Below are 24,462 nucleotides of genomic sequence, written 5' to 3' on the forward strand. Positions count from 1 at the left end.
CGTCCCGTTATCAGCCGTTCCGCTGACTATTCGATTCGCTGGAAGACTTTTTTACTTCCATCCGGTGAGAATGCGATAACATCGTAAGCCTCTTTTCGGGCTCCCATCTCCATTCCAGGACTTCCTGCTGGCATACCGGGGGTGGCGAGACCGTATATACCCGAACCAGACTGCATTGCCTTATGTATCGTTGTCGCAGGCACATGGCCTTCAATGATCAAATTACCGGCAACCGCGGTATGACAACTTCGTAGTCCTGCAGGAACAGCATGCTTTTCTTTCAGGGCTGACAGCGCCTGATCATTCATGACGTGAGTTCGTACTTCGAACCCGTCTTTTTCCATCGCTTTGCCCCACAGGGAACAACAGCCACAGTTTTCAGATTTGTACATATCAATCACTTTTTCACTCGCCATCGCGGGTAGTGAAAGGCCGAGAGCCAGCGCCATTAGAACCACTTTTTTCATACTCACCTCTGTATATTATCGATATAAACCCTGACGTCAGGGTGAATCAGTAAAGAAGGACACCCACAGGGGGTGCCCTTTCAGGTTCAGGACACGCTTTTTTTATGTCTGCGCAGCCAGATTAATTTGTAGGCGGCAGGAATAATGAACAGGGACAGCAGCGGAGCCGTGATCATCCCACCAATCATGGGTGCCGCAATACGGCTCATGACTTCTGAACCTGCGCCGGTTCCCCAGAGTATTGGCAGCAGACCCGCAATGATCACCGCCACGGTCATGGCTTTCGGCCGGACACGCAGTACGGCACCATGATAGAGGGCTTCATCAAGACCTTCCGGTGTGAACGTCTCTTTACGGGACAATTCCGGGTGCGCTTCAATGGCATGACGCAGATACATCAGCATGACCACGCCAAACTCTGCTGCCACCCCGGCCAGGGCGATAAACCCGGTTCCGGTCGCCACTGACATATGGAAGCCCTGCCAGTACAGGAACCATATTCCGCCAACCAGGGCGAACGGCAGGCTCATCAGGATCAGCAGGGCTTCGTCAACCCGGCGGAATGCCAGATACAACAGGATGAAAATGATCATCACCGTCATCGGCACCATCAGCTTCAGTTTCTTGTTGGCATGCTCAAGCAGTTCAAACTGTCCGGAGAATGCCACACTGGTTCCCGGTCTCAGTTTCACTTTCTCGCTGATGGCCGTCTTAATGTCGTTAACCACCGACACCATGTCCCTGCCGCGGGCATCAACATAAATCCAGCTGGCTGGCCGGGCATTTTCGGTTTTCAGCATGGTTGGTCCAGAAACGACGTTAATATCCGCGACATCGCCCAGCGTGATCTGCTGCTTCATCGGGGTCAGGATCGGCATCTGTTTCAGCGCCTGCGGACTGTTCCGGTAATCCTGCGGGTAGCGAATGTTAATAGGGTACCGGGCCACCCCTTCAACCGTCTCACCCACCATAGCACCTCCGATTGCTGAAGAGACGAACAGCTGGACATCACCTACCGTCATCCCGTAGCGGGAGGCTTTCTCCCGGTTGATATCGATATCGATGTAGCGCCCGCCCTCAAGTCGCTCAGCCAGGACAGACACCACGCCAGGCACGGTTTTGGCTACCGCCTCGATACTCTGCGCCGTCGCGTCGATATCGGACAGAACAGTCCCGGACACTTTGATACCTATCGGGCTTTTGATCCCGGTTGAGAGCATATCAATACGGTTACGGATAGGCGGCACCCAGAGGTTTGCCAGACCCGGTAAACGGACTGTCCTGTCGAGTTCATCAATAATCTTGTCAATTGTCATGCCGGGACGCCACTGATCCTCAGGTTTGAGCTGGATCGTGGTTTCCACCATTTCGAGCGGCGCGGAATCCGTTGCGGTCTCTGCTTTACCGGTCTTGCCAAATACAGAAGCCACTTCAGGAACGCTTTTGATTAACTTGTCTGTTGTCTGCAGGAGCGCTGCAGCTTCTGCCGGAGAGACGCCAGGCAAGGTCGACGGCATATACAGCAGATCGCCCTCGTTAATCTTCGGCAGAAATTCACCGCCCACCTGACTCAGTGGCCAGATAACCGTGAAAATGGACAAGGCCGCAACCAGCAGGGTTGTTTTTGGCCAGTGGAGGACCCGCAGCAGCAAAGGATGATACGCTTTGATCAGCACCCGGTTCAGGGGGTTACTTGTCTCGGCAGGAATTTTCCCCCGGATCCAGAATCCCATCAGAATAGGAATGACGATGATGGCCAGTGCGGCCGCTCCCGCCATGGAGTACGTTTTCGTGAATGCCAGCGGGCCAAACAGACGACCTTCCTGCCCTTCCAGGGTAAAGATAGGAATAAAGGACAGGGTGATGATCAGCAGGCTAATGAACAACGCGGGTCCCACTTCCACGGAGGCGTCGGTAATCACCTTCCAGCGGGTGGCGTTGTCAATCTGCTCACCCGGATGCTGATGATCCCACTCCTCAAGCCGTTTGTGCGCATTTTCAATCATCACAATGGCGGCATCCACCATCGCACCGACGGCAATCGCTATCCCTCCCAGCGACATGATATTGGCGTTCAGTCCCTGGAAGTGCATGACGATAAAGGCGATACACAGGCCAAGCGGCAGAGAGATAATCGCCACCAGGGCAGAACGTACGTGCCACAGGAACAGAGCACAGACGATGGCCACCACGATAAACTCTTCCAGAAGTTTGGAACTGAGGTTATCAATCGCCCGGTCGATTAACTGGCTGCGATCGTAGGTGGTCACGATTTCAACGCCTTCCGGCAGGCTGGCCTTCAGCGTCTCCAGTTTATCCCTCACTGCCGTGATAACGTCGCGCGCATTTTTACCCGACCGCAGGATCACCACGCCGCCAGCGACTTCTCCCTGGCCGTTCAGCTCGGCAATACCACGCCTCATTTCGGGCCCGGTCTGCACGCGGGCAACATCCCGCAGATAAACCGGCACGCCGTTCTCACCTGTTTTCAGGACGATGTTATTAAAATCATCAATGCTCTGAAGATAACCGCTGGCACGGACCATATACTCCGCTTCGGCCATTTCAACGGATGAGCCACCGGCCTCCTGGTTAGACGATTCAAGTGCCTGTTTCACTTCGGGCAGGCTGATACCGTACTGGGACAGTTTTACCGGATTGACCTGAATCTGGTACTGTTTCACCACGCCGCCAACCGAAGCGACCTCAGCCACGTTCGGGATGGTTTTCAGCTCAAATTTCAGGAACCAGTCCTGCAGAGAGCGCAGTTCTGAAAGGTCGTGTTTTCCGTTGCGATCGACAAGGGCATATTCAAATATCCAGCCCACTCCCGTGGCGTCCGGGCCGATTTCAGAGCTCACACCCGCAGGCAGTTTGCCCTGAACCTGATTCAGGTATTCCAGCACGCGCGAACGGGCCCAGTACAGATCGGTGCCGTCTTCAAAAATGACATACACATACGAATCACCGAACTGTGAAAAGCCACGCACGGTTTTTGCGCCAGGTACGGACAGCATGGTGGTGGTAAGCGGATAGGTGACCTGGTTTTCTACAATCTGCGGGGCCTGTCCGGGATAGCTGGTTTTAATAATGACCTGCACATCTGACAGGTCAGGCAGCGCATCGACCGGCGTGTTAATTATCGTCCATGTGCCCCAGATGCTGAGAAACAGTGCGCCCATCATGACCAGGAAACGGTTGGCGACAGAGCGCCGGATAATCCATTCAATCATCGTCGTCTCCTCAGTGCCCTGAATGCATATTTACAGGCTGCTCAGACATTGCTGGCATACTGTTTTCTGTTTTTTCAGGGTGGCGCATACGTTCCAGCGCGCCCGTAATATTGGCTTCGGAGTCAATGAGGAACAGGCCACTGACCACCACGGTATCGCCTTCATTCAGGCCGGAGCCAATGCCGGACTGTTGCTGTGATTCATGCAGAACGTGGATCTGTTTCGGCACAAACTTGCCTTCATCATCAACAGTAATCACGCGCTGTTCTTTGCCGGTATCGATAACGGCCTGGCTTGGTATCAGCAGCATCTCCTGGCTCTTGGTATTCAGTTTCAGATAGGCATTCATGCCCGGCTTGAGAAACTCATCCTTATTAGAAACCTGGAGACGGACCTGAAGCGTACGGGTTGTCTGATCCACGCTGGGAAGAATGTTCCATTTTTCGACATGGAATGTTTTATCCGGATAAGCCGGTACCGAAATTTCAAACTGCGACGTATCTTTCAGCAGATAGGCGATAGATTCTGGCACTGCAGCGCTGATCCAGACCGGGTCCATCCCCTGAATCTGAGCCACTACTTTATCTTTCGAAATATTCATTCCGGTGCGCAGGTCAAACGCAGTAATGACACCATCAATAGGTGCTTTAATGGTAAAACGGGTCTGGATTGTGCGGGTTGAACGCAGCCTTTGAATATCCTCTTCCGGCATACCAGCCAGACGAAGTCGCTCCAGAACCCCTTTTATCTGGGTTGACGTACCGCCTGTACCGGATAACAGCAGGAACTCACTTTGTGCCTCAACCCATTCAGGAATGGTGATATCGATAAGCGGAGTGCCTTTCTTCACATGATCGCCAATCGTCAGGGGATACACTTTTTCGACGAAACCGTCAGAACGCGCCTGCACAATGACAAACTGATACTCGTTGTAACTGACATTAGCCGGGATTGTCTGGGAATAATTCAGCATTCCTCGCGTAACTTTTTGCGTTTTTAATCCCAGATTCTGAACCTGGGTTGGATCGATACGGATCCCGCCACTGCTTTTATCGCCACTTTCATCAGCATATTTCGGCACCAGGTCCATATCCATAAAGGGAGATTTTCCGGGTTTATCAAATTTGGTATCCGGTTTCATCGGGTCATACCAGAAAAGTACCTTTCGCTCCGGTGCCTTTTGTTCGGTTTGTACTGTTTTTTGTGATGAGTTTACATACTGCCAGGCAGTAACCGATATCAGCCCCCCTGCTATGAGGCTGCTGATAATTATTGCAGCATATTTTATCTTTAAAGAAGCCATACAATTTCTCGCTGAAAAATCAAAACACCTGGCATATGCGCCCGATCATTCATTCACAGTAATCCCTTAATGAATGTTCAGGCGCACTGGATGTATTCGCTCCGGACTGATAATCAGGATTGCGTAACGTTAATGCTTTTGAGTAAGGAGATGTTGCCCTGCTGAATAAACGAGAAATCGACATGGTTGCCGGTTTTCAGGGCATTGATAGCGTCGTCTGCATTAACAAAAGTGAAGCGCATGGTCATTGCAGGCCAGCCCACAGCAGGGATTGCTTCGTGCGAAATGGTAATCTTTTTACTATTCATATCAATGTCTTTAACGACACCGGTGCCCTTGATAACCTGCTGTACCGAAGCATCACTGGCAGCATTCATATCGCCATGCTGATGTGTTTCAGCATGAAGACCGGCAGAAAACATGACAGAGAAGGCACCAAATAAAACGGCTTTAAGTGAATTACGCATTTTTAATTTCCTGATTAATTAAATAAATTTACTCTACCCAACCGCCACCCAGCGCGGTAAACAGATTAATTTCGTTAACCTGTCGGGAATAGGTAAGATCGAGAATGGTTTGCTGCGTAGCGAAGAGGGAACGTTCTGCATCCAGCACTTCGATGTAACTGACAGCACCACTTGCATATAATCCTCTGGCACGCTGGAGAGTTATCTGAAGTGAATCAAGATAACGCTGCTGTGACTCAAGTTGCTGGCTAAGGCTGTCGCGCAGCGCAAGCGTGTCGGAAACATCCTTAAAGGCTGACTGAATTTTTTGTTCGTAATTAACCACCGATTGTTGCTGGCGAATTTCAGCCAGCTTCAGATTGGCTTTATTCCTGCCAGCATTAAAAATAGGAATTTCAATTTTAGGGATAAAATTCCACATTCCACTTCCTGACGTAAACAGGCTTGACAGCTCCGTACTGCTTGCGGAAAGACCACTGGTCAGGGTAATGGAGGGGAAAAAGGCCGCTCGCGCTGCGCCAATATTGGCATCAGCCGCTTTCAGCTGATATTCCGCTTCCATAATATCCGGTCGCTGCAGCAAAATTTGTGAAGATAGATTTGGTGGCAATTTTACTGGTGCGATCTCCCCGCCTTTCATCCCTTTTTCTGACGGAAGTGCGCGGTACGTTCCCAGCACCAGTTGCAGGGCATTGTTTGCCTGAGCCAGATCGCCTTCTCGTTTGGCTATTTCGGCGCGGGTACTTTCGATTTGTCCTCTCGCCTGTTCAAGTGCCAGAACGTTCGTACTCCCGGTCACGAGCTGTTGCTCAACGAAAGCATAGGACTGTTCATAATTTTTCAGCGTTTCCCGCGCAATACGGAGTTGTTCGTACGCCAGTTGCTGGCTGAAATAGCTCTGTGAAACGTTGGAGACCAGCAGGATGTGTACGGCACGACGGGCTTCTTCGCTGGCAAAGTAGTTCTGGCGATCAGCCTCACTCATGTTCTTAAGTTTGCCAAAAAAATCGAGCTCATAGCTGAGCTCCAGACCCGCGTCGTACTCCTGTGTGGTCGGCTTGTCACCTTTCAGACCACCGTTGTATGTGATCCCGGATGAGGCATTCAGTTGGGGATAACGATCTGCATCCGTGACGTTGAACTGGGCCCGGGCCTCTTCAACCTTCAGGGCAGCCATTCTCAAATCACGGTTATTATTCAGGGCTTCACCGATCAGCCTGCTGACCTGGGGATCGACAAAAAAGTTTCGCCAGCCCGTATCCTGATAGCTGTTTACCGCAGGCGTCAGACTGTTTTTAGACAATGAAAACTGCTGGGGAACCGGAGCTGGCGGACGCTGATATTCAGGTGCCAGAGAAACACAACCAGCCAGGATGAATATGGTACTGATGCTGAGTAATTTTAATTTGAACATAACGCTTCTCGTACAGGCAGACCTGGTAAATGGTTCAAACGAAGTCCAGAGTATTGATAGGGATACTTTACCGAACGCTCTCTGTTTGCCGGGTGACAGGATAATGACAATGTTGTCATTTTTGCTGTAATCCGTTGATAACGATCGTGGGCGCAATAAAATGACATTAGCAGCCAGCCGGGGAGCATGATGAAAATATTAATCGTTGAAGACGAAATTAAAACAGGTGAATATCTCAGCAAGGGGCTGACAGAGGCGGGGTTCGTCGTGGATCACGCTGATAATGGTCTGACCGGATATCATCTTGCCATGACAGCCGAGTATGATTTAGTCATCCTGGATATCATGCTGCCTGATGTAAACGGCTGGGATATCATCCGTATGCTGCGCAGTGCCGGAAAGGGGATGCCGGTATTACTGCTGACGGCCCTTGGCACGATTGAACACAGGGTCAAAGGACTTGAGCTGGGTGCGGACGATTATCTGGTGAAGCCCTTTGCGTTTGCTGAACTGCTCGCCCGGGTAAGAACCCTCCTCAGGCGGGGAAACACGATGATCACGGAAAGCCAGCTTAAAGTGGCTGACCTCTCGGTTGATCTCGTATCCAGAAAAGTCAGCCGCGCCGGGAACCGCATTGTGCTCACCAGTAAAGAGTTCAGCTTGCTGGAATTCTTCATTCGCCATCAGGGAGAAGTTCTTCCCCGCTCCCTGATTGCCTCTCAGGTCTGGGACATGAATTTTGACAGCGACACTAACGCGATTGATGTCGCAGTAAAGCGACTCCGCGCTAAAATAGACAACGATTACGGGACAAAACTGATCCAGACAGTGCGGGGCGTGGGCTACATGCTGGAGATCCCGGATGCATAGCAAACCGTCCAGACGACCTTTCTCACTCGCTCTGCGGCTGACCTTTTTTATCAGCCTGTCCACAATACTGGCGTTTATCGCCTTCACCTGGTTTATGCTGCATTCTGTTGAAAAGCATTTTGCCGAGCAGGATGTCAGCGATCTGCAACAAATCAGCACCACACTGAGCCGTATACTCCAGTCCCCGGCAGATCCGGATGAAAAAAAAGTAAGCAAAATAAAGGAATCAATTGCCAGCTACCGCAACGTTGCCCTTTTGCTCCTCAATCCCAGGGGTGAAGTGCTCTTGAGCTCAGCTCAGGGGGCGGCACTACGCCCGGCAGTGAATTCAGCAGATTTTAGCGAGCACAGCCGCGCACGGGATGTCTTTCTCTGGACGGTGGAGGATCCTGCGGGACCGATGGATACCGGGTCCGGAATGAAGATGGAAACATACCGGATTATCGCCTCCTCTGGCCAGGCGATATTTCAGGGCAAACAGCAGAACTATGTCATGCTGACTGGCCTCTCCATTAATTTCCATCTCCATTACCTTGATGCGCTGAAAAAAAATCTGATTGCAATCGCTGTTGTGATAAGCCTGCTGATTGTTCTGATCATTCGCATCGCTGTCCGTCAGGGGCATCTGCCCCTTCGTAATGTCAGCAATGCCATTAAAAGCATCACCTCCGAGAATCTTGATGCGCGGCTGGAACCGACACGGGTTCCCATTGAGCTGGAGCAACTGGTTATCTCGTTCAATCATATGATTGGAAAGATTGAGGATGTCTTTACCCGCCAGGCCAATTTCTCTGCCGATATCGCGCACGAGATCAGAACGCCCATCACCAATCTGGTGACACAGACTGAAATCGCGCTGAGTCAGGATCGAACCCAGAAGGAACTTGAGGATGTCCTCTACTCCAGCCTGGAAGAGTATAACCGGATGACCAAAATGGTCAGCGACATGCTGTTCCTGGCGCAGGCAGACAATAATCAGCTGATACCTGACAGGGTCATGTTTGACCTCAGAGCGGAAGTCATGAAAGTCTTCGAGTTTTTCGAAGCCTGGGCCGAAGAACGCAATATCACGCTCAAATTTGACGGGATGCCCTGCCTGGTTGAGGGAGATCCACAAATGTTCAGAAGGGCGATCAATAATCTGTTATCCAATGCCCTGCGTTATACCCCGGAGGGACAGGCAATCACCGTCTCAATAAGAGAGCAGGAGAGCTTTTTTGACCTTGTGATTGAAAATCCGGGGAAACCGATCCCTGAAGAACATTTATCAAGGCTGTTTGACCGTTTTTATCGGGTGGATCCATCCAGACAACGAAAAGGAGAAGGCAGCGGCATCGGCCTTGCGATTGTGAAGTCAATCGTGGAAGCACATCACGGAAGAGTGCAGGTGGAATCAGACGTACGCTCCACGCGTTTTATCTTATCCGTGCCCAGACTGGAGAAAATGATCCCGGAAACCCAATGCTGAAAATAAAGATGTAAATGACAAAGATGTCATTAGCCTGTCATGCAGCAAACAGAAGCCATTCGATATAATTAGTGCAACTTATCAGGAAGGCTGGATTGCTTCATCAATACCCGGCGTCAGAGTACGCCAGGAAATGAATATCCAGCCCTCTTCCGGAGAAATAAACGCTGCCGAACTTGTTTCAGTTATGGAACTGAAAACACCGGTTGTACTTCCCCGGACATCACTAATTCAGAAATGGAGAGTTATCATGAAAAATATCGTATTAGCATCTTTGCTGGGCTTTGGTTTAATTTCATCGGCCTGGGCCACTGAAACCGTGAATATCCATGATCGCGTCAACAATGCACAGGCTCCTGCTCACCAGATGCAGTCTGCTGCGGCTCCTGTCGGGATCCAGGGGACTGCTCCTCGTATGACCGGTATGGACCAGCATGAACAGGCCATTATTGCTCATGAAACCATGACGAACGGCTCGGCGGATGCGCACCAGAAAATGGTGGAAAGTCATCAGAAGATGATGGGAAATAACACGGTATCCACGACCGTCCCGTCAACGTCTTACGCGGCGATGAATGAGCATGAAAGAGCAGCGGTTGCCCATGAATTCATGAATAACGGGCAATCCGGCCCACATCAGGCCATGGCCGAAGCGCACCGCCGCATGATCAATGCAGGCTGAATGCGACGGTAGTATCCGTGCTGTTACCTTTTCCCTGATAGATTTTCCTGAAACAACGTTGCTACATTTTTGCCCCCCGTCAGGGGGCTTTTTTGTCTGACTCAGCTACACTTAACCGGTACCTGTCTGAAAGGAATTATTATATGAAAATCAAAAACACCCTTTTTGTAATATTAATGTTATCCCTGCCAGCCATTTCTGCTGAACATTCGGAAATGAAAATGTCAGATATGCACTCATCGGCATCATCACAGGAATATATGGCTGGCATGAAAAATATGCATGAAAAAATGATGGCCGCCGTTAATGAATCCAATCCCGATAAGGCCTTTGCAAAAGGTATGATCGCACACCATGAAGGGGCAATCGCAATGGCTGAGACCGAGCTCAAATACGGAAAAGATCCCGAAATGAGAAAGCTTGCGCAGGACATCATAAAAGCGCAGAAAGGTGAAATCGAACAGATGAATAAATGGCTTGGAAGCCAAAAATAAAGATTGCAAAAACGCCATGATAAGCGTAATTTTAAACCACTCCCGGGCACGGGAGCCTGTTAAACGTTAAATAATTAAAACCCGATTAATTTCGGGTTTTTTATATTCTGTACTCCGGTCTTTTGTTGTGGACCGGAATATAGGCACCTGTGATATTTTTTACACATTATCTCGTCATGGAAACAATGTCGTTCAGGATCTCAACCAGCTCAATCCTTTCCTGCATTCCGTCATGATAGGTTGATCTTGAGATAATTCTTTCCGCTGTCATCCGGGGCCAGAATTTATCAAGCACATTATCGGGTTTCATTCCCACAGCCCGTCCGATTATTTTTTTAGCATCACAGGTGTCCGTAAATGTGACGACTACACCGGTAATTTCTTCGATAAGGTCCGGACACAGATAGTTCTCTATTTCACGTTTGCGCGTGGCGAAAAAGAGCTTACCGGCATCCTCCACTTCTTTTTTACGCTTCTGAATGGACTGAACCTGTGCAGGATCCCCCCCGGTATCGGAGTCCAGGAATACGCACCAGGGAAGCCCCAGGTCATTGGCCAGATTTAAGGTCACCCAGTGTTTGACGCTGCCACATCCCCCGATCAGGACGGGCACAATTTTCACGTCCTCAAGAGAGGCGGACAGCACACCGGACTGTTTTAATGTACTGGCCGCATGCCTCAGGAACGTAACATCCGACTTTCCTTCTACCAGAACAATGCCTTTAGCCCTTTCCATACCGGTCTCTGGCAACACTCCCAGGCTTTCAGTTACTTCCTTCAGCACAGTGTCATCCGGCATTTTTACAACGGGTTCACCCGTCTCATTTCGGGTGACATAACGTACGCCTTCGACAGGGATCAATCCAGCCAGCGCCGGGACATGGGTGGTAACGATAATCTGACGGTGCGGCTGGCCTGCCAGTGCCAGTAACGCTTTCATCAGCATCACCTGATAGTTCGGATGCTGTGAAGTTTCAGGTTCCTCAATTGCATAAATCACATTTCTTGGCGTCCCGGCGACATTCTTCTCAGCCTCAGCCCTGAAAAAATTCAGCAGAATAAGCCTCCTTATCCCGCTGCCGCGCTTATTAACGGGGATACCATTTTCACCGTCCAGGGTGAAATTAAAGGTCCACCTGGGTTTTTCCTTAAATCGTGGAGTCAGTTCACTGGCGAGTTCGGGGGCCATTTCACGTAATTTATCCAGCGTTCTCTGCGCGACATCCAGGACACTGTCCTGAATCTCATTTTCCAGCGCTGTTATTTTGTCCTGCAGCGCAGCCTGAGCGTCTTTTACGGCCTGCTGTAAGGGATTTCTGGCTTCGGAATCCCCGTCGCTGCTTTCCCTGTCAGCTTTGAAAATCGCATAGGTGGGCAGCAAATCAAGGATCTTTCCCCATAATGATTTTGTGTCGGTTCCGAACTCTTTGTCGACATCCAGTAATATTTCTGAACAGGCATAGGGGGCAGCGGCGTCCCTGATGGCCTGACGCCATAACGATGCTGTGCGTTTATCCGCCACATTTTTTTCAATGTCCTTACCCGCCGCCCTGAGGTCAGATATTTTCATCCCCAGTAAATTTCTCAGGGGCTCCGCTTCCGGGTGGATGCAGCGGATGCAGGTCTGGTCGGGTTTTCCTGAGGTCGTGGCTTTAAACGATTTGACGATTTCAAAATTGCCGTCTTTATTCAGCAAATGTTCTGAAGCAAGAGTGGTCTGCACCCTGTCGTCGATCATAATAAAATCGGGCAGGTCATCGAACTCACAGGCGATTTCAAAACGGCCCTCACCTTCTCTCAGGCCGAAACAGTTCATGTCATTCCTGTCTGCCTTCACTCCTTCTGTTTCAAAAAAAATAGCCAGCGCTTCCAGAAGCGTTGATTTACCGAAGTCATTTCGGCCGACAATGCCCGTCATGCCCTCATCGATACTGATCTCAGTAGAGTTTCTGTAGCCTCTGAAGTTTGTAAGTTTTAATTTTCTGAGCCGCATATACAGTCCTGTGTGTAAGAAAGCGTTGTTACCGGAACCCTGAATACAATATCTGTTTTATATGAGCCTGAATCCTGGCGGGGAAATACCGTGATTCAGGATATCCTAATAGCATTCCCGGATTATGATCCGGTCGCGCTTCCTGAACATTACTGCCCCGTCAGTCACCCGAAACTTTTTCAGGCCGATAGACGTGACGAAGCTGACGTCACAGCCGCGGACGGCCGGAGGACACTTTTGATGACCTTCTTTTATATCCGGAGCGGGCATATGGGTATTTATTGCTTATAGTGTTAACAATGACATAAGACTAATGCTGATTACGGATTATTGTGAAAATTCACTATATAAGGCATGTATATTTGCACTGACGAGAAATATCATGCACTTTGTTGCTCGGGATCCGAAAACCCCAAGTTTCGGATCCTCCGGAAACGCACCGGCGCGCGGCGGCACAGAAACACAAGATGTGCCACGCCATCAGCTGAATCTTCTGCCACATGTTGTGTTTTCACCCTGCCCCGTGACCCGGCGCGCAGCAGCGGAAAACAGCGCTTCGCTTATTCCCTGACCGTGGTACACTTCCGGAAAGTCTTAAATACTCCAGAAATCGGATCACCAGAAAACTGCCATCCGGTAATTCAGGGGTGTTTTTATAAGTTGAGTTGTAATTGCATCTGGTGAAAGTTGCTATGTGTAAAATATGATTAGGTTACTAGTGGCTGGCTAACAGTATTCGTTATAAGGGGCGAAATCCGGCATCAATAAGATGCGCATCAAAATGCATATGCGAGGTATGTCTATAACAGCAGTGTACAGTTAACTCAGTCACTGTAAGCCGGTTTACAGTATTCACAGAGCGGAGCAGATTTTTGCTTCAGCAGAATGTATACTTTATGGCATACCTGAAGTATGTAAAAAAGAGGTGCATTGTGAAGCAGCGTATTACAGTGACAGTGGACAGCGACAGCTATCAGTTGCTCAAGGCATACGACGTAAATATCTCCGGTCTGGTCAGTACGACCATGCAGAACGAAGCCCGCCGTCTGCGCGCCGAACGCTGGCAGGAAGAAAACCGGGAAGGTATGGCTGAGGTGGCCAGCTTTATCGAGGCTAACGGATCGTTTGCTGACGAAAACAGGGATTGGTGATATGCAGTTTAAGGTTTACGCCTATAAAAGAGAAAGCCGCTACCGTCTGTTCGTCGACGTGCAGAGTGACATTATTGACACCCCGGGACGCCGGATGGTGATCCCGCTGGTCAGCGCCCGCCTGCTGTCCGACAAAGTCTCGCGTGAGCTTTATCCGGTGGTGTCAGTCGGAGGTGACCCTTATCGTCTGATGACCACGGATATGGCCAGTGTGCCGGCCACTGTCATCGGGGAAGAAGTGGCCGATCTCAGCCACCTGGAGAATGACATCCAGAACGCCATCAACCTGATGTTCCGGGGGATCTGACATGCGGATCAGCGAACAGGTGCTGCTCAGTGTCCTGAGACAGGGGGGCTGTATCCGCAGTTTCTGGCGCCGCTCTGCCAGACTGGCCGGCACGCCCGGCCCGGTGGTACCGGATGGTCTGGTCCTGGAAACGCCTGGCGAGCGTGGCGACACCCCGCTCAGCCATGTGGATTTTGCGGTGGTGGCGAAAAGCCTGGCCTGCAGTGACGAATGGTCGCAGGTGGTCGGGGGAACCGAGTTCGGCGGGGCCGTCTGGCGGATGGCTCCGGATACTGATGGCCCGGTGCAGGGCAACGGAGAACGGGATGAACAGTAACCTGCCGGTACAGCGACCGGCATTGCATTCGCCGGTTCAGCCCGTTCATCTGCCGGTGGCCATTGATTATCCGGCCGCGCTGGTCCTGCGTCAGATGGCGCTGGTGCAGGATGAACTGCCGAAATACCTGCTGGCCCCGGAAGTGAGTGCCCTGCTCCACTATGTGCCGGACCTGCACCGTAAAATGCTGCTGGCGACGTTGTGGAACACCGGGGCACGCATCAACGAAGCCCTGGCCCTGACAAGGGGGGATTTTTCGCTCGCGCCGCCTTATCCGTTTGTGCAACTGGCCACCCTGAAACAGCGCACGGAGAAAGCAGCCAGAACGGCAGGCCGTGCCCCTGCAGGCAGTCAGGCGCATCGCCTGGTACCGCTTTCTGATCAGCAGTATGTCAGCCAGCTGGAGATGATGGTTGCCACGCTGAAGATCCCGCTTGAGCGGAAGAATAAACGCACCGGCAGAACGGAGAAGGCCCGCATCTGGGAGATCACCGACCGGACGGTCCGGACCTGGCTGAATGAAGCGGTTGAAATCGCTGCGGTCGACGGCGTGATGTTCTCCGTGCCGGTGACACCGCATACGTTCCGTCACAGCTACGCCATGCATATGCTGTACGCCGGTATCCCGCTGAAGGTGCTGCAGAGCCTGATGGGCCACAAGTCAGTCAGTTCGACAGAGGTGTACACGAAGGTGTTTGCACTGGACGTGGCGGCGCGGCACCGGGTGCAGTTTCAGATGCCGGAGACGGATGCGGTGGCCATGCTGAAAGGGTCAGTGTGAGTCCTTTGATAACGGCCTGACGCGCCCGGTGGGCTTGCCCAACCCGTCGTCTGCTCAAAAACAAGTTTTGAGCAGACATCAGGTTGCAAAGGTAAAGCGATGTGGCTCACCAGCGGTGACTGTGACCGGAATGCCCATCCCCTCACCATTCCTGGTCAGGGCGTGAAAATTCTGACTGGTGTCTGATTTTTACTGACGCTAAACCACTGCCCATATGCCCCAGGTAATCAGGAAGCCTGTGAAGCCGAGGATCGTGGTTAATACGGTCCAGGTTTTCAGTCCATCTGCCACACTTAATCCCAGGTATCGGGTCACGATCCAGAAACCAGAGTCGTTGATATGTGATGCCCCAAGTCCGCCAAAGCAGGCAGCCAGTGTAACCAGCACGCACTGGATCGGATTTAGCCCCACAACAGCTTCAGAAAGTAGCCCACCGGTAGTAAGAATAGCCACTGTCGCTGAGCCCTGTGATGCCCTGAGAGCCAGTGAAATGATAAAGGCGGCAGGCAACAGAGGCAGGTCCATCATATGGAGCATACTGGCAAGGGCCTTACCCACGCCGGACTCCACCAGAACCTTACCAAATACGCCCCCCGCCCCCGTCACCAGGATGACAACTGCTGCAGTGGGTAGCGCCGACCCCATAATGTCGCTGGTATGTTGTAAACCCCAGCCCCGACGTAAAGCCAGCAACCAGAATGCCAGTATCAGCGCAATCATCAGCGCCACCATCGGGGAGCCAAGCAGTTGTAGCGTGCCCAACAGCGGATGCGATGCCGGCATTAACGTGGCAGACACGGTTCCGGCCATAATAATGGCAATTGGAATGACAATCAGAGCGGTAACCAGCGCCACACCTGGGGGGCTCATTTTGTCACTGATTTTCGTGGTTTCCCCGGAACTGGCCGCGGGAGTCAGTTGCATCTGTTCCAGCACGTCAACGGACAGCGCGTACTGACGTTTATTGATCATTCTGGCTGCAATGTAGCCGACAATACCGACCAGAATGGAAATGGCGATACCGAGAATGGTCAGCCAGCCAATATCTGCATGGAGTAACCCTGCGGCGGCTACCGGGCCTGGATGAGGAGGTACCGCCACGTGAACGGTCAGCATAATCCCGGCGACCGGCAAACCAAATTTAAGTGGGGACAGCCTGGCTACTTTGGCAAAACCGTAAATAATCGGTGCCAGAATAATAAACCCGACATCAAAGAACACGGGAATACCCAGGAAAAATGCGGCCAGGGTGAGTGCAGCAATGGTGCGTTTACTTCCCAGTTTTTGGCTGAAATAGTTGGCCAGAGATTCAGCACCGCCAGAATGCTCTATCATCCGCCCTAACATTGCGCCAAGGCCGATAATAATCGTGACGGAGCCGAGAACACCTCCCATTCCGGCGATCATGACTTTGCTGACGTCACCCGCCGGGATCCCCGCGGCTAGTGCAACGACCAGACTGACGAGCAACAGTGCAATGAAAGGCTGAACTTTTGCCTTAATGACCAGCAGTAACAGCATGATTACGCCGGCTAAGGAAGGTGCGAATAAGCGGGGACATTCTTCTCGGCTGACTCAGTCATTTCATTTCTTCATGTTTGAGCCGATTTTTTCTCCCGTAAATGCCTTGAATCAGCCTATTTAGACCGTTTCTTCGCCATTTAAGGCGTTATCCACAGTTTTTAGTGAGATCTCTCCCACTGACGTATCATTTGGTCCGCCCGAAACAGGTTGGCCAGCGTGAATAACATCGCCAGTTGGTTATCGTTTTTCAGCAACCCCTTGTATCTGGCTTTCACGAAGCCGAACTGTCGCTTGATGATGCGAAATGGGTGCTCCACCCTGGCACGGATGCTGGCTTTCATGTATTCGATGTTGATGGCCGTTTTGTTCTTGCGTGGATGCTGCTTCAAGGTTTTTACCCTGCCGGGACGCTCGGCGATCAGCCAGTCCACATCCACCTCGGCCAGCTCCTCGCGCTGTGGCGCTCCTTGGTAGCCGGCATCGGCTGAGACAAATTGCTCCTCTCCATGAAGCAGATTACCCAGCTGATTGAGGTCATGCTCGTTGGCCGCGGTGGTGACCAGGCTGTGGGTCAGGCCACTCTTGGCATCGACACCAATGTGGGCCTTCATGCCAAAGTGCCACTGATTGCCTTTCTTGGTCTGATGCATCTCCGGATCGCGTTGCTGCTCTTTGTTCTTGGTCGAGCTGGGTGCCTCAATGATGGTGGCATCGACCAAGGTGCCTTGAGTCATCATGACGCCTGCTTCGGCCAGCCAGCGATTGATGGTCTTGAACAATTGGCGGGCCAGTTGATGCTGCTCCAGCAGGTGGCGGAAATTCATGATGGTGGTGCGGTCCGGCAAGGCGCTATCCAGGGATAACCGGGCAAACAGACGCATGGAGGAGATTTCGTACAGAGCATTGACCTGCCCCCACGATTAGATACAACACTCAGTTAGTAACGTCGGAATCTTCATTCTCAGAATGACCCTTTCTCCAGCCCGCTGCAAATTCAGACGGTGTCTGATAATTCAGCGTGGAGTGCGGGCGGCATTCGTTATAATCCTGCCGCCAGTCATTAATAATTTTCCTGGCATGAACGATATCGCTGAACCAGTGCTCATTCAAACATTCATCGCGAAATCGTCCGTTAAAGCTCTCAATAAATCTGTTCTGCGTTGGCTTGCCCGGCTGGATTAAGCGCAACTCAACACCATGCTCAAAGGCCCATTGATCCAGTGCACGGCAAGTGAACTCCGGCCCCTGGTCAGTTCTTATCGTCGCCGGATAGCCTCGAAACAGTGCAATGCTGTCCAGAATACGCGTGACCTGAACGCCTGAAATCCCAAAGGCAACAGTGACCGTCAGGCATTCCTTTGTGAAATCATCGACGCAGGTAAGACACTTGATCCTGCGACCGGTGGAAAGTGCGTCCATGACGAAATCCATCGACCAGGTCAGATTGGGCGCCGCCGGACGGAGCAGCGGCAGACGTTCTGTTGCCAGCCCTTTACGACGTCTTCTGCGTTTTACGCCCAGGCCACTGAGGTGATAAAGCCGGTACACGCGCTTATGATTAACATGAAGCCCTTCACGGCGCAGCAACTGCCAAATACGACGGTAGCCAAAACGCCTGCGCTCCAGTGCCAGCTCAGTGATGCGCCCTGATAAATGCGCATCAGCAGCCGGACGGTGAGCCTCATAGCGGCAGGTCGACAGGGATAAACCTGTAAGCCTGCAGGCACGACGTTGCGACAGACCGGTCGCATCACACATCAACATCACGGCTTCCCGCTTCTGGTCTGTCGTCAGTACTTTCGCCCAAGAGCCACCTGAAGCGCCTCTTTATCCAGCATGGCTTCGGCAAGCAGCTTCTTGAGTCTGGCGTTCTCTTCCTCAAGCGACTTCAGGCGCTTAACTTCAGGCACCTCCATACCGCCATACTTCTTACGCCAGATGTAAAACGTGGCATCGGAAATGGCATGCTTGCGGCAGAGTTCACGGGCGGGTACCCCAGCTTCGGCTTCGCGGAGAATACTGATGATCTGTTCGTCGGAAAAACGCTTCTTCATGGGGATGTCCTCATGTGGCTTATGAAGACATTACTAACATCGGGGTGTACTAATCAACGGGGAGCAGGTCATTCCACCATGTTTTGCCATGGCAGAATCTGCTCCATGCGGGACAAGAAAATCTCTTTTCTGGTCTGACGGCGCTTACTGCTGAATTCACTGTCGGCGAAGGTAAGTTGATGACTCATAATGAACCCTGTTCCATGGCTCCAGATGACAAACATGATCTCATATCAGGGACTTGTTCGCACCTTCCCTAAATCAATAAGTTGGCAGCATTACCTATTATCCGTATATTAAGTCAGCATCAGAATGCCGGCCGTCATATCAACTGGCAATAGTCAGTTACCACATTGCGCTACGTGAAAACTGACAGGGTTACAGGGGTGTACCAAGGTCAGAATTCACGTAGCGCATCCTCTTCTTCTCTGCTCCATTCTCATTATGGTCCGATCATGTATGTCCTGGCATTACCCCATTTCTCCCAAAAACCGTAAAACAGCCCTCAGGCCGCGTCATGACTGGCTTTAACGTGGATCTATGTTGAAAAAGGATCCTTTACGCATTTGGTTTTACCCGCAATAATGCGGGATAAGACAATAAAAGGATCCGCGCGCTGCGATTTATTGTCATGGCAGGATCGGCCGGTCAGGTGCAAAATACCTGTATCCATAAAAAGTGCGTGCGCTACGTGAAAAATAGCCGATGAACAACGTCATTCCCCTGCAGAATTCACCAGAACGCGTTTCGTTGTTGCCGATCGCCCCGGGCGTTGATTTTGCGACCGCCGTGGCATTACGACGCATGGCCACCTCCACCGGTGCCACCCCGGCTTATCTGCTGGCTCCGGAAGTGAGTGCCCTCCTCTGGTATATGCCCGACCAGCGCCATCACATGCTGTTCGCCACCATGTGGAACACCGGTATCCGTATCGGAGAAGCCCGGACGCTGACCCCGGAGTCATTTGATCTCGATGGTCTGCGACCCTTTGTGCGGGTACTGTCTGAAAAAGTACGGGCCCGACGCGGGCCCCACCGAAAGATGAGGTCCGCCTGGTCCCGCTGACCGATATAAGCTATGTCAGGCAGATGGCGAGCTGGATGGTCACCACCCGTCCCCGCCGGCGTGAACCGCTGTGGGCCGTCACCGATGAAACCATGCGTAACTGGCTGAAGCAGGCCGTTAAGCGGGCCGAAGCTGACGGGGTCCATTTTTCAATTCCGGTAACGCCCCATACCTTCCGGCACAGCTATATCATGCATATGCTCTATCACCGCCAGCCCCGGAAAGTGATTCAGGCGCTGGCCGGCCACAAGGATCCGCGCTCGATGGAGGTATATACCAGAGTGTTTGCGCTGGAGCTGGCCGCAACAATTGCCGTTCCGTTTACCAGTGATGGTCGTGATGCCGCTGATATCCTGCGTTCATTGCCCCCGGGCAAATAGACAGGTCAGGACAAAGAAGCGTTCATCAACCTCGCAGGATATTGACTGAGGTGTGCCCGCGAACATACCTCAGTCAATGTAAGCGACAGGAACCCACCTTCATCACATACCGTAGTCAATATTTGCATTCCGGAAGCCAAATCTGCATACGACAGTCAATTTAATGGATAAAGAGTAGGGTCTTTGCCGGGAAGAATTATTGACTGTGGTATGCGCCCTGCATACCACAGTCAATAAGATGTAATTCTGCATACCTCAGTCATTATCGGGCTTGACGCTGGCGAGGGCTTTTGCCAGTTTCTGCGGATCAATTCCAGCAGCTTTCAGGGCGTTAATCACTTCATCGTAATTCTGTTCAGGTATTTCTTCTTCTGGCTTGCGCGGAACTTTCACCGTGCTGCTGATAAGTTTTGAATTGCGATAATGCACACTGAAGTATGTGGAGCGCCCACGTTTGAATTCGGTGTAATCCAGATAACCGATATCCTTCAACTGCATCATGGCTTTGCGAACCGTGTGATTCTGCGTATAGACGTTTGACGTCAGGTTCAGTCTGTCCCGCATGCGTTTCATGGAAATAGGAGCGGGATTCTGTGGGAGGCTTTCAATGTAGGTGTAGAGTGCCTGAGCAGACTCCTTGCGCTGCAGGGCATCGATGGCTTTCAGTCGCAACAGAACCCGCCTGTCCATGTGATACAATTCGAAGAGTTTAGGTTCCGCCTTGATCTCAACAACATCCTCGGTGATGTCGTAATAAGCGGACTGTACCAGGTGTGTTGTCCACCCTTTCGTCTCGCTCTGAAATTTGAGGGTTACTGACGCAAGTTTAAACAGTGAATTGCTGATCCGGTCACGCATTTTCTGGTTTGAGCGGCGGGAATCGAAACCACACATCTTCACGAATTCGACAAAGGATAATTCAAGTGTGTCATTTTTGACGCCACACTCAGACATCGAACGAATGATCCCAAGCCAGACTTTGAAGTCCGTATCCATGTCAAGACGCGATCCTGTGATCCTGACATCGGTATACCCTTCACTTTTGGCAATAGAGAGCTGTACGAGCTCCTCAGTCGCATCAGTGACGTTTTTGCGGTTAGTCTTGCTCCTGGACGTCGATTTTAACGTAGGAACGAAGAGACCAAGCCTCATGAGCGCAACAGGCTGAACAGTACTGGCGCTGTTAACATCCAGCTTAACAACTTCACCTGTTGTTTTGTTCACCTCCTCAAGATTCAGAGGTAACTCATTATTTTCCTTAGCCATTTTAAACACCGACAGTTATCCACAAAAGCAAGTATATACGCATATCTCAGTCAACGGAAATACATACCCCAGTTAATACAAATGCATACCGCAATATGTGAGACTGCACACAACAGTCAAGATATGACATACCTCAGTAAATGATGCCCCCTCTTCAGGCCAGTAATATCGGTGCACAGCACGATCCGGGGATCTCTTTTTGATCTCACTATGATCTCCTTAAGGATCAATTACTGGATCTACCCTATGAATAACCTGAGCAGAGCCCTGTAAAAACACAGGACAACACAAATTACGCATTCCAGTCATTGGCTAAACAGGAAAAGAACATTACCGAAACACTTTAATATTGACAGTGGTATGCAGAGCAGAGCGACCGGTCACCCTTTACGTTTCCAGATATCTTACACGCTATAGTCAAGATACTGCATATAACAGTCAATTTTTAAAATCTTAAATCCACCATCCCATACCCTTTTCAGCTAAAGAGCGTCAGTGGATCATATGATTACGCAGCAATTCCGCTTCCTCGACGAATACGATCTTCGTTCGTATCCTTACTGCGGCGAGCGGCAGATATTGACTGAGATATGCCAGTCAAACCTGGAGGAATGCTTTCAGACTTACATATACTCACATATTGACCAACTTTGCATTTTTAGCTTAGGTTTGCAAATTTAGTGTTGCTTTGCTTGTTTTATCAAGATTTAATATATCAATGCAAAGTTGAGTTCAAGGAACGTACAATGGGATTGATGAATACGCTCGATCAGTGCATAGCAGCCGGCCACGAAATGACGAAAGCTATTGCAGTTGCTCAGTTCAATGATGACAGCCCTGAGGCAAGAAAAATTACGCGTCGCTGGCGTGTGGGAGAAGCTGCCGATTTAATTGGTGTCTCATCCCAGGCTATTCGTGATGCAGAAAAAGCAGGTCGCCTCCCTCACCCGGACATGGAAATGCGTGGCCGGGTTGAGCAGAGAGTGGGTTACACGATCGAACAGATTAACCATATGCGGGATGTGTTTGGCACCCGCCTGCGGCGGCCTGATGACAGCGTTCCGCCCGTCATTGCAGTGGCAGCACATAAGGGGGGGGTCTATAAGACATCTGTATCTGTACATCTGGCACAGGATCTGGCACTGAAAGGACTGCGGGTACTGCTTGTGGAAGGGAACGATCCTCAGGGTACCGCCTCCATGTACCACGGCTGGGTTCCTGATTTGCACATCCATGCCGAAGACACCTTACTTCCCTTTTATCTTGGTGAGCGTGATGATGTCGCCTATGCGGTAAAACCCACCTGCTGGCCTGGACTTGATATTATTCCTTCTTGCCTGGCGCTGCATCGTATCGAAACTGAGCTTATGGGTCGGTATGACGACGGAAAATTACCGACAGAACCCCACATGATGCTTCGCCTGGCCATTGAAACGGTGGCTCATGATTATGATGTCATTGTTATCGACAGTGCACCTAACCTCGGTATTGGCACCATCAATGTCGTCTGTGCTGCGGATGTGCTCATCGTGCCAACGCCAGCAGAGTTATTCGATTACACTTCTGCCCTTCAGTTTTTTGACATGCTGCGCGATTTGTTAAAAAACGTGGACCTGCAGGGTTTTGAACCTGACGTCAGAATTCTTCTGACCAAGTACAGCAATAACAATGGCTCACAGTCACCCTGGATGGAAGAACAGATCCGCGATGCCTGGGGAAGCATGGTACTGAAAAACGTTGTACGCGAGACCGACGAGGTCGGTAAAGGTCAGATCCGTATGAGAACGGTGTTTGAGCAGGCTATCGATCAGCGCTCATCTACAGGAGCCTGGCGAAATGCGCTGGCTATCTGGGAGCCTGTCTGTAACGAAATTTTTGATCGCCTGATTAAACCTCGCTGGGAGATCAGATAATGAAACGTGCACCAGTCATTCCAAAACATACCGTAAAAGATATCCGTCCCGAAACTGATCCGTCAGCGGCACCTGCTGCACCGATGGTTGATTCATTAATTGCACGGGTGGGAGCCATGGCCCGCGGGAATGCCATTCTGCTTCCGGTTTGTGGCCGGGAAGTGAAATTTATTCTGGAAACTGTCCCGGGCGAGAGTATTGAAACGGCATCGAGAGTCTGGTCAGGTAATGAACGTGACCAGGAACTACTGACCGAAGACGCACTTGATGATCTGATCCCCTCTTTTCTCCTGAGTGGGCAGCAGACACCGGCGTTCGGGCGGAGGGTGGAAGGCGTTATCGAGGTTGCCGATGGCAGTCGTCGCCGGAAAGCCGCCATACTGACTTCTTCCGATTACCGGGTTCTCGTAGGGGATCTCGATGACGCACAGATGATGGCATTATCCCGGCTGGGTAATGATTACCGACCTGTCAGTGCTTATGAGCGGGGCAAACGCTACGCACTTCGGCTGGAAAATGAATTTAACGGCAATGTCTCCGCTCTGGCAGATGCCGAGAATATTTCCCGTAAAATCATCACGCGCTGCATAAATACGGCCCTGTTACCAAAATCCGTGGTTGCCCTCTTTACTCATCCTGGTGAACTTTCCGCCCGGTCCGGTGAGGCGCTGTACAAAGCGTTCTCAGGCAAAGAGGCGTTATTGTTGCAACAGATGCAGCAACTTCATGAACAAAAAACTGCCGGTGTTATGTTTGAACCCGAAGAAGTCATCGGCTTACTTATGGAAGTACTGAAAGAGCCATCCGGTAAAAAAGTTAATCTGAGTACCCGTCATCAGTTTGTACCCGGTGCGACAGCCCTTTATAAAGGCGATAAGGTGATTTTCAATCTCGATAAATCACGTTTACCTGCCGAGTGTATCGAGAAGATTGAAAGCATACTGCGTGATTTACAACAGATTCAGCCTGCGTAGTGATGCCTTTAATCCCCATAATTCACTTCTGGTTTCTTTCCTGTCTTACATGCTGCTTCGGGATATAGATATCCCAAGCAGTATCCCCCCGAAATAGTCCGTCCAATATTGTTCAGAAAATCTGTTTTACTCTTTTCCGCCCGAATGTAATGGAAATAAAACGATCTACAGTAGGCTTCCGCAGATGTTTAATAAGTCAGAGAACTGAGTGGGACCACGGTCTCACCTTGCACCAGACAGCCATGACATACCCGGTTATCCGACCGTATTGCTGACGCCACACTCCAAAAGGAACTGAGACCACGGTCCCACCATGCATCAGAGAGCCATGACATATCCG

19 protein-coding genes and 3 pseudogenes are annotated in these 24,462 nt (G+C 51.0%); 11 read left to right on the top strand and 11 right to left on the bottom strand.

Annotated features, from left to right (window positions below; all coding sequences use genetic code 11):
* Positions 1-26: 26 nt before the first annotated feature.
* The 5 genes from L3069_RS24730 to silC all read right to left on the bottom strand — a co-directional run bounded on the left by L3069_RS24730 (position 27) and on the right by silC (position 6,884).
* Positions 27-467, bottom strand: a complete 441-nt coding sequence (locus L3069_RS24730) for a DUF411 domain-containing protein (RefSeq protein ID WP_008322815.1) — start codon at positions 465-467, stop codon at positions 27-29.
* A gap of 86 nt (positions 468-553) precedes the next feature.
* The gene (silA, locus tag L3069_RS24735) at positions 554-3,700 is read right to left on the bottom strand and encodes a Cu(+)/Ag(+) efflux RND transporter permease subunit SilA (RefSeq protein WP_000574021.1); all 3,147 of its coding nucleotides are present in this window, start codon (positions 3,698-3,700) and stop codon (positions 554-556) included.
* Positions 3,701-3,710: 10 nt separating this feature from the next.
* Entirely contained in the window at positions 3,711-5,003 is a 1,293-nt protein-coding gene (gene silB / locus L3069_RS24740; RefSeq protein ID WP_001485328.1) for a Cu(+)/Ag(+) efflux RND transporter periplasmic adaptor subunit SilB, read from the bottom strand.
* Positions 5,004-5,116: 113 nt separating this feature from the next.
* Positions 5,117-5,470: a cation efflux system protein CusF gene (gene cusF / locus L3069_RS24745; RefSeq protein WP_001246153.1), complete on the bottom strand. Its 354-nt coding sequence runs from the start codon at positions 5,468-5,470 to the stop codon at positions 5,117-5,119.
* Positions 5,471-5,498: 28 nt separating this feature from the next.
* A complete protein-coding gene (gene silC, locus L3069_RS24750; RefSeq protein WP_000475512.1) occupies positions 5,499-6,884 on the bottom strand; it encodes a Cu(+)/Ag(+) efflux RND transporter outer membrane channel SilC in 1,386 nt (461 codons plus the stop codon).
* Positions 6,885-7,073: 189 nt separating this feature from the next.
* On the opposite strand from silC, the gene silR reads away from it, so the two are divergent.
* From silR to L3069_RS24770, 4 genes are all read left to right on the top strand, one after another.
* Positions 7,074-7,754: a copper/silver response regulator transcription factor SilR gene (gene silR / locus L3069_RS24755; protein WP_001572351.1), complete on the top strand. Its 681-nt coding sequence runs from the start codon at positions 7,074-7,076 to the stop codon at positions 7,752-7,754.
* A complete protein-coding gene (gene silS, locus L3069_RS24760; protein ID WP_032638115.1) occupies positions 7,747-9,222 on the top strand; it encodes a copper/silver sensor histidine kinase SilS in 1,476 nt (491 codons plus the stop codon). The genes silR and silS overlap by 8 nt, the downstream gene beginning before the upstream one ends.
* Positions 9,223-9,472: 250 nt before the next feature.
* On the top strand, positions 9,473-9,904 hold the full coding sequence (gene silE / locus L3069_RS24765) for a silver-binding protein SilE (protein WP_000790483.1): 432 nt from the start codon (positions 9,473-9,475) through the stop codon (positions 9,902-9,904).
* 143 nt (positions 9,905-10,047) lie between these two features.
* Complete coding sequence (locus L3069_RS24770) at positions 10,048-10,398, top strand: DUF305 domain-containing protein (protein WP_000694954.1); 351 nt, start codon at positions 10,048-10,050, stop codon at positions 10,396-10,398.
* Positions 10,399-10,564: 166 nt separating this feature from the next.
* Here L3069_RS24770 and L3069_RS24775 read toward each other — a convergent pair whose 3' ends face one another.
* Positions 10,565-12,391, bottom strand: coding sequence for an AAA family ATPase (locus L3069_RS24775; protein ID WP_127851252.1), 1,827 nt, complete (start codon positions 12,389-12,391; stop codon positions 10,565-10,567).
* Between the two features lie 932 nt (positions 12,392-13,323).
* Here L3069_RS24775 and ccdA point away from each other — a divergent pair.
* From ccdA to L3069_RS24795, 4 genes are read left to right on the top strand one after another with little or no spacing between them, the layout of a single operon-like run.
* Positions 13,324-13,542 (top strand): type II toxin-antitoxin system antitoxin CcdA, encoded by a 219-nt coding sequence (gene ccdA / locus L3069_RS24780; protein WP_032934863.1) that lies wholly within the window; start codon positions 13,324-13,326, stop codon positions 13,540-13,542.
* 1 nt (position 13,543) lies between these two features.
* Positions 13,544-13,849, top strand: a complete 306-nt coding sequence (gene ccdB, locus L3069_RS24785; protein WP_008322213.1) for a type II toxin-antitoxin system toxin CcdB — start codon at positions 13,544-13,546, stop codon at positions 13,847-13,849.
* 1 nt (position 13,850) lies between these two features.
* Entirely contained in the window at positions 13,851-14,165 is a 315-nt protein-coding gene (locus L3069_RS24790; protein WP_008322211.1) for a hypothetical protein, read from the top strand.
* A complete protein-coding gene (locus L3069_RS24795; RefSeq protein WP_008322208.1) occupies positions 14,155-14,946 on the top strand; it encodes a site-specific integrase in 792 nt (263 codons plus the stop codon). The genes L3069_RS24790 and L3069_RS24795 overlap by 11 nt, the downstream gene beginning before the upstream one ends.
* A gap of 198 nt (positions 14,947-15,144) precedes the next feature.
* Here the strand turns inward: L3069_RS24795 and L3069_RS24800 are convergent, their stop codons facing one another.
* The 4 genes and pseudogenes from L3069_RS24800 to L3069_RS24815 all read right to left on the bottom strand — a co-directional run.
* On the bottom strand, positions 15,145-16,467 hold the full coding sequence (locus L3069_RS24800; protein ID WP_016479957.1) for a GntP family transporter: 1,323 nt from the start codon (positions 16,465-16,467) through the stop codon (positions 15,145-15,147).
* A gap of 161 nt (positions 16,468-16,628) precedes the next feature.
* Positions 16,629-17,375 (bottom strand): annotated as a pseudogene (locus L3069_RS24805) (IS5-like element IS5 family transposase); the annotation flags it as partial.
* 28 nt (positions 17,376-17,403) lie between these two features.
* A protein-coding gene (locus tag L3069_RS24810; protein ID WP_089046468.1) for an IS3-like element ISSen4 family transposase occupies positions 17,404-18,524 on the bottom strand; the annotation gives its coding sequence in 2 pieces (ribosomal slippage) (positions 17,404-18,266 and positions 18,266-18,524; 1,122 coding nt in all).
* A 71-nt stretch (positions 18,525-18,595) separates the two neighbouring features.
* Positions 18,596-18,712: pseudogene (locus tag L3069_RS24815) on the bottom strand (IS5 family transposase); the annotation flags it as partial.
* Positions 18,713-19,229: 517 nt separating this feature from the next.
* Here L3069_RS24815 and L3069_RS24820 point away from each other — a divergent pair.
* A pseudogene (locus L3069_RS24820) lies at positions 19,230-19,969 on the top strand (tyrosine-type recombinase/integrase).
* A 255-nt stretch (positions 19,970-20,224) separates the two neighbouring features.
* Here L3069_RS24820 and L3069_RS24825 read toward each other — a convergent pair.
* Positions 20,225-21,235, bottom strand: coding sequence for a RepB family plasmid replication initiator protein (locus tag L3069_RS24825; protein ID WP_088545125.1), 1,011 nt, complete (start codon positions 21,233-21,235; stop codon positions 20,225-20,227).
* Between the two features lie 746 nt (positions 21,236-21,981).
* On the opposite strand from L3069_RS24825, the gene sopA reads away from it, so the two are divergent.
* A complete protein-coding gene (sopA, locus tag L3069_RS24830; protein WP_088545117.1) occupies positions 21,982-23,148 on the top strand; it encodes a plasmid-partitioning protein SopA in 1,167 nt (388 codons plus the stop codon).
* On the top strand, positions 23,148-24,122 hold the full coding sequence (locus L3069_RS24835) for a ParB/RepB/Spo0J family plasmid partition protein (RefSeq protein ID WP_088545116.1): 975 nt from the start codon (positions 23,148-23,150) through the stop codon (positions 24,120-24,122). Before sopA ends, L3069_RS24835 begins: the two co-directional genes overlap by 1 nt.
* Positions 24,123-24,462 lie beyond the last annotated feature (340 nt).

Source organism: Enterobacter cloacae complex sp. ECL411 (assembly GCF_021869665.1).
GTDB lineage: Bacteria > Pseudomonadota > Gammaproteobacteria > Enterobacterales > Enterobacteriaceae > Enterobacter > Enterobacter intestinihominis.

Bases quoted from the DNA above. Each gene is read 5' to 3' on its own strand.
- L3069_RS24730 (WP_008322815.1), bottom strand. From the start codon at position 467: ATGAAAAAAGTGGTTCTAATGGCGCTGGCTCTCGGCCTTTCACTACCC.
- silA (WP_000574021.1), bottom strand. From the start codon at position 3,700: ATGATTGAATGGATTATCCGGCGCTCTGTCGCCAACCGTTTCCTGGTC.
- silB (WP_001485328.1), bottom strand. From the start codon at position 5,003: ATGGCTTCTTTAAAGATAAAATATGCTGCAATAATTATCAGCAGCCTC.
- cusF (WP_001246153.1), bottom strand. From the start codon at position 5,470: ATGCGTAATTCACTTAAAGCCGTTTTATTTGGTGCCTTCTCTGTCATG.
- silC (WP_000475512.1), bottom strand. From the start codon at position 6,884: ATGTTCAAATTAAAATTACTCAGCATCAGTACCATATTCATCCTGGCT.
- silR (WP_001572351.1), top strand. From the start codon at position 7,074: ATGAAAATATTAATCGTTGAAGACGAAATTAAAACAGGTGAATATCTC.
- silS (WP_032638115.1), top strand. From the start codon at position 7,747: ATGCATAGCAAACCGTCCAGACGACCTTTCTCACTCGCTCTGCGGCTG.
- silE (WP_000790483.1), top strand. From the start codon at position 9,473: ATGAAAAATATCGTATTAGCATCTTTGCTGGGCTTTGGTTTAATTTCA.
- L3069_RS24770 (WP_000694954.1), top strand. From the start codon at position 10,048: ATGAAAATCAAAAACACCCTTTTTGTAATATTAATGTTATCCCTGCCA.
- L3069_RS24775 (WP_127851252.1), bottom strand. From the start codon at position 12,391: ATGCGGCTCAGAAAATTAAAACTTACAAACTTCAGAGGCTACAGAAAC.
- ccdB (WP_008322213.1), top strand. From the start codon at position 13,544: ATGCAGTTTAAGGTTTACGCCTATAAAAGAGAAAGCCGCTACCGTCTG.
- L3069_RS24790 (WP_008322211.1), top strand. From the start codon at position 13,851: ATGCGGATCAGCGAACAGGTGCTGCTCAGTGTCCTGAGACAGGGGGGC.
- L3069_RS24795 (WP_008322208.1), top strand. From the start codon at position 14,155: ATGAACAGTAACCTGCCGGTACAGCGACCGGCATTGCATTCGCCGGTT.
- L3069_RS24800 (WP_016479957.1), bottom strand. From the start codon at position 16,467: ATGCTGTTACTGCTGGTCATTAAGGCAAAAGTTCAGCCTTTCATTGCA.
- L3069_RS24825 (WP_088545125.1), bottom strand. From the start codon at position 21,235: ATGGCTAAGGAAAATAATGAGTTACCTCTGAATCTTGAGGAGGTGAAC.
- sopA (WP_088545117.1), top strand. From the start codon at position 21,982: ATGGGATTGATGAATACGCTCGATCAGTGCATAGCAGCCGGCCACGAA.
- L3069_RS24835 (WP_088545116.1), top strand. From the start codon at position 23,148: ATGAAACGTGCACCAGTCATTCCAAAACATACCGTAAAAGATATCCGT.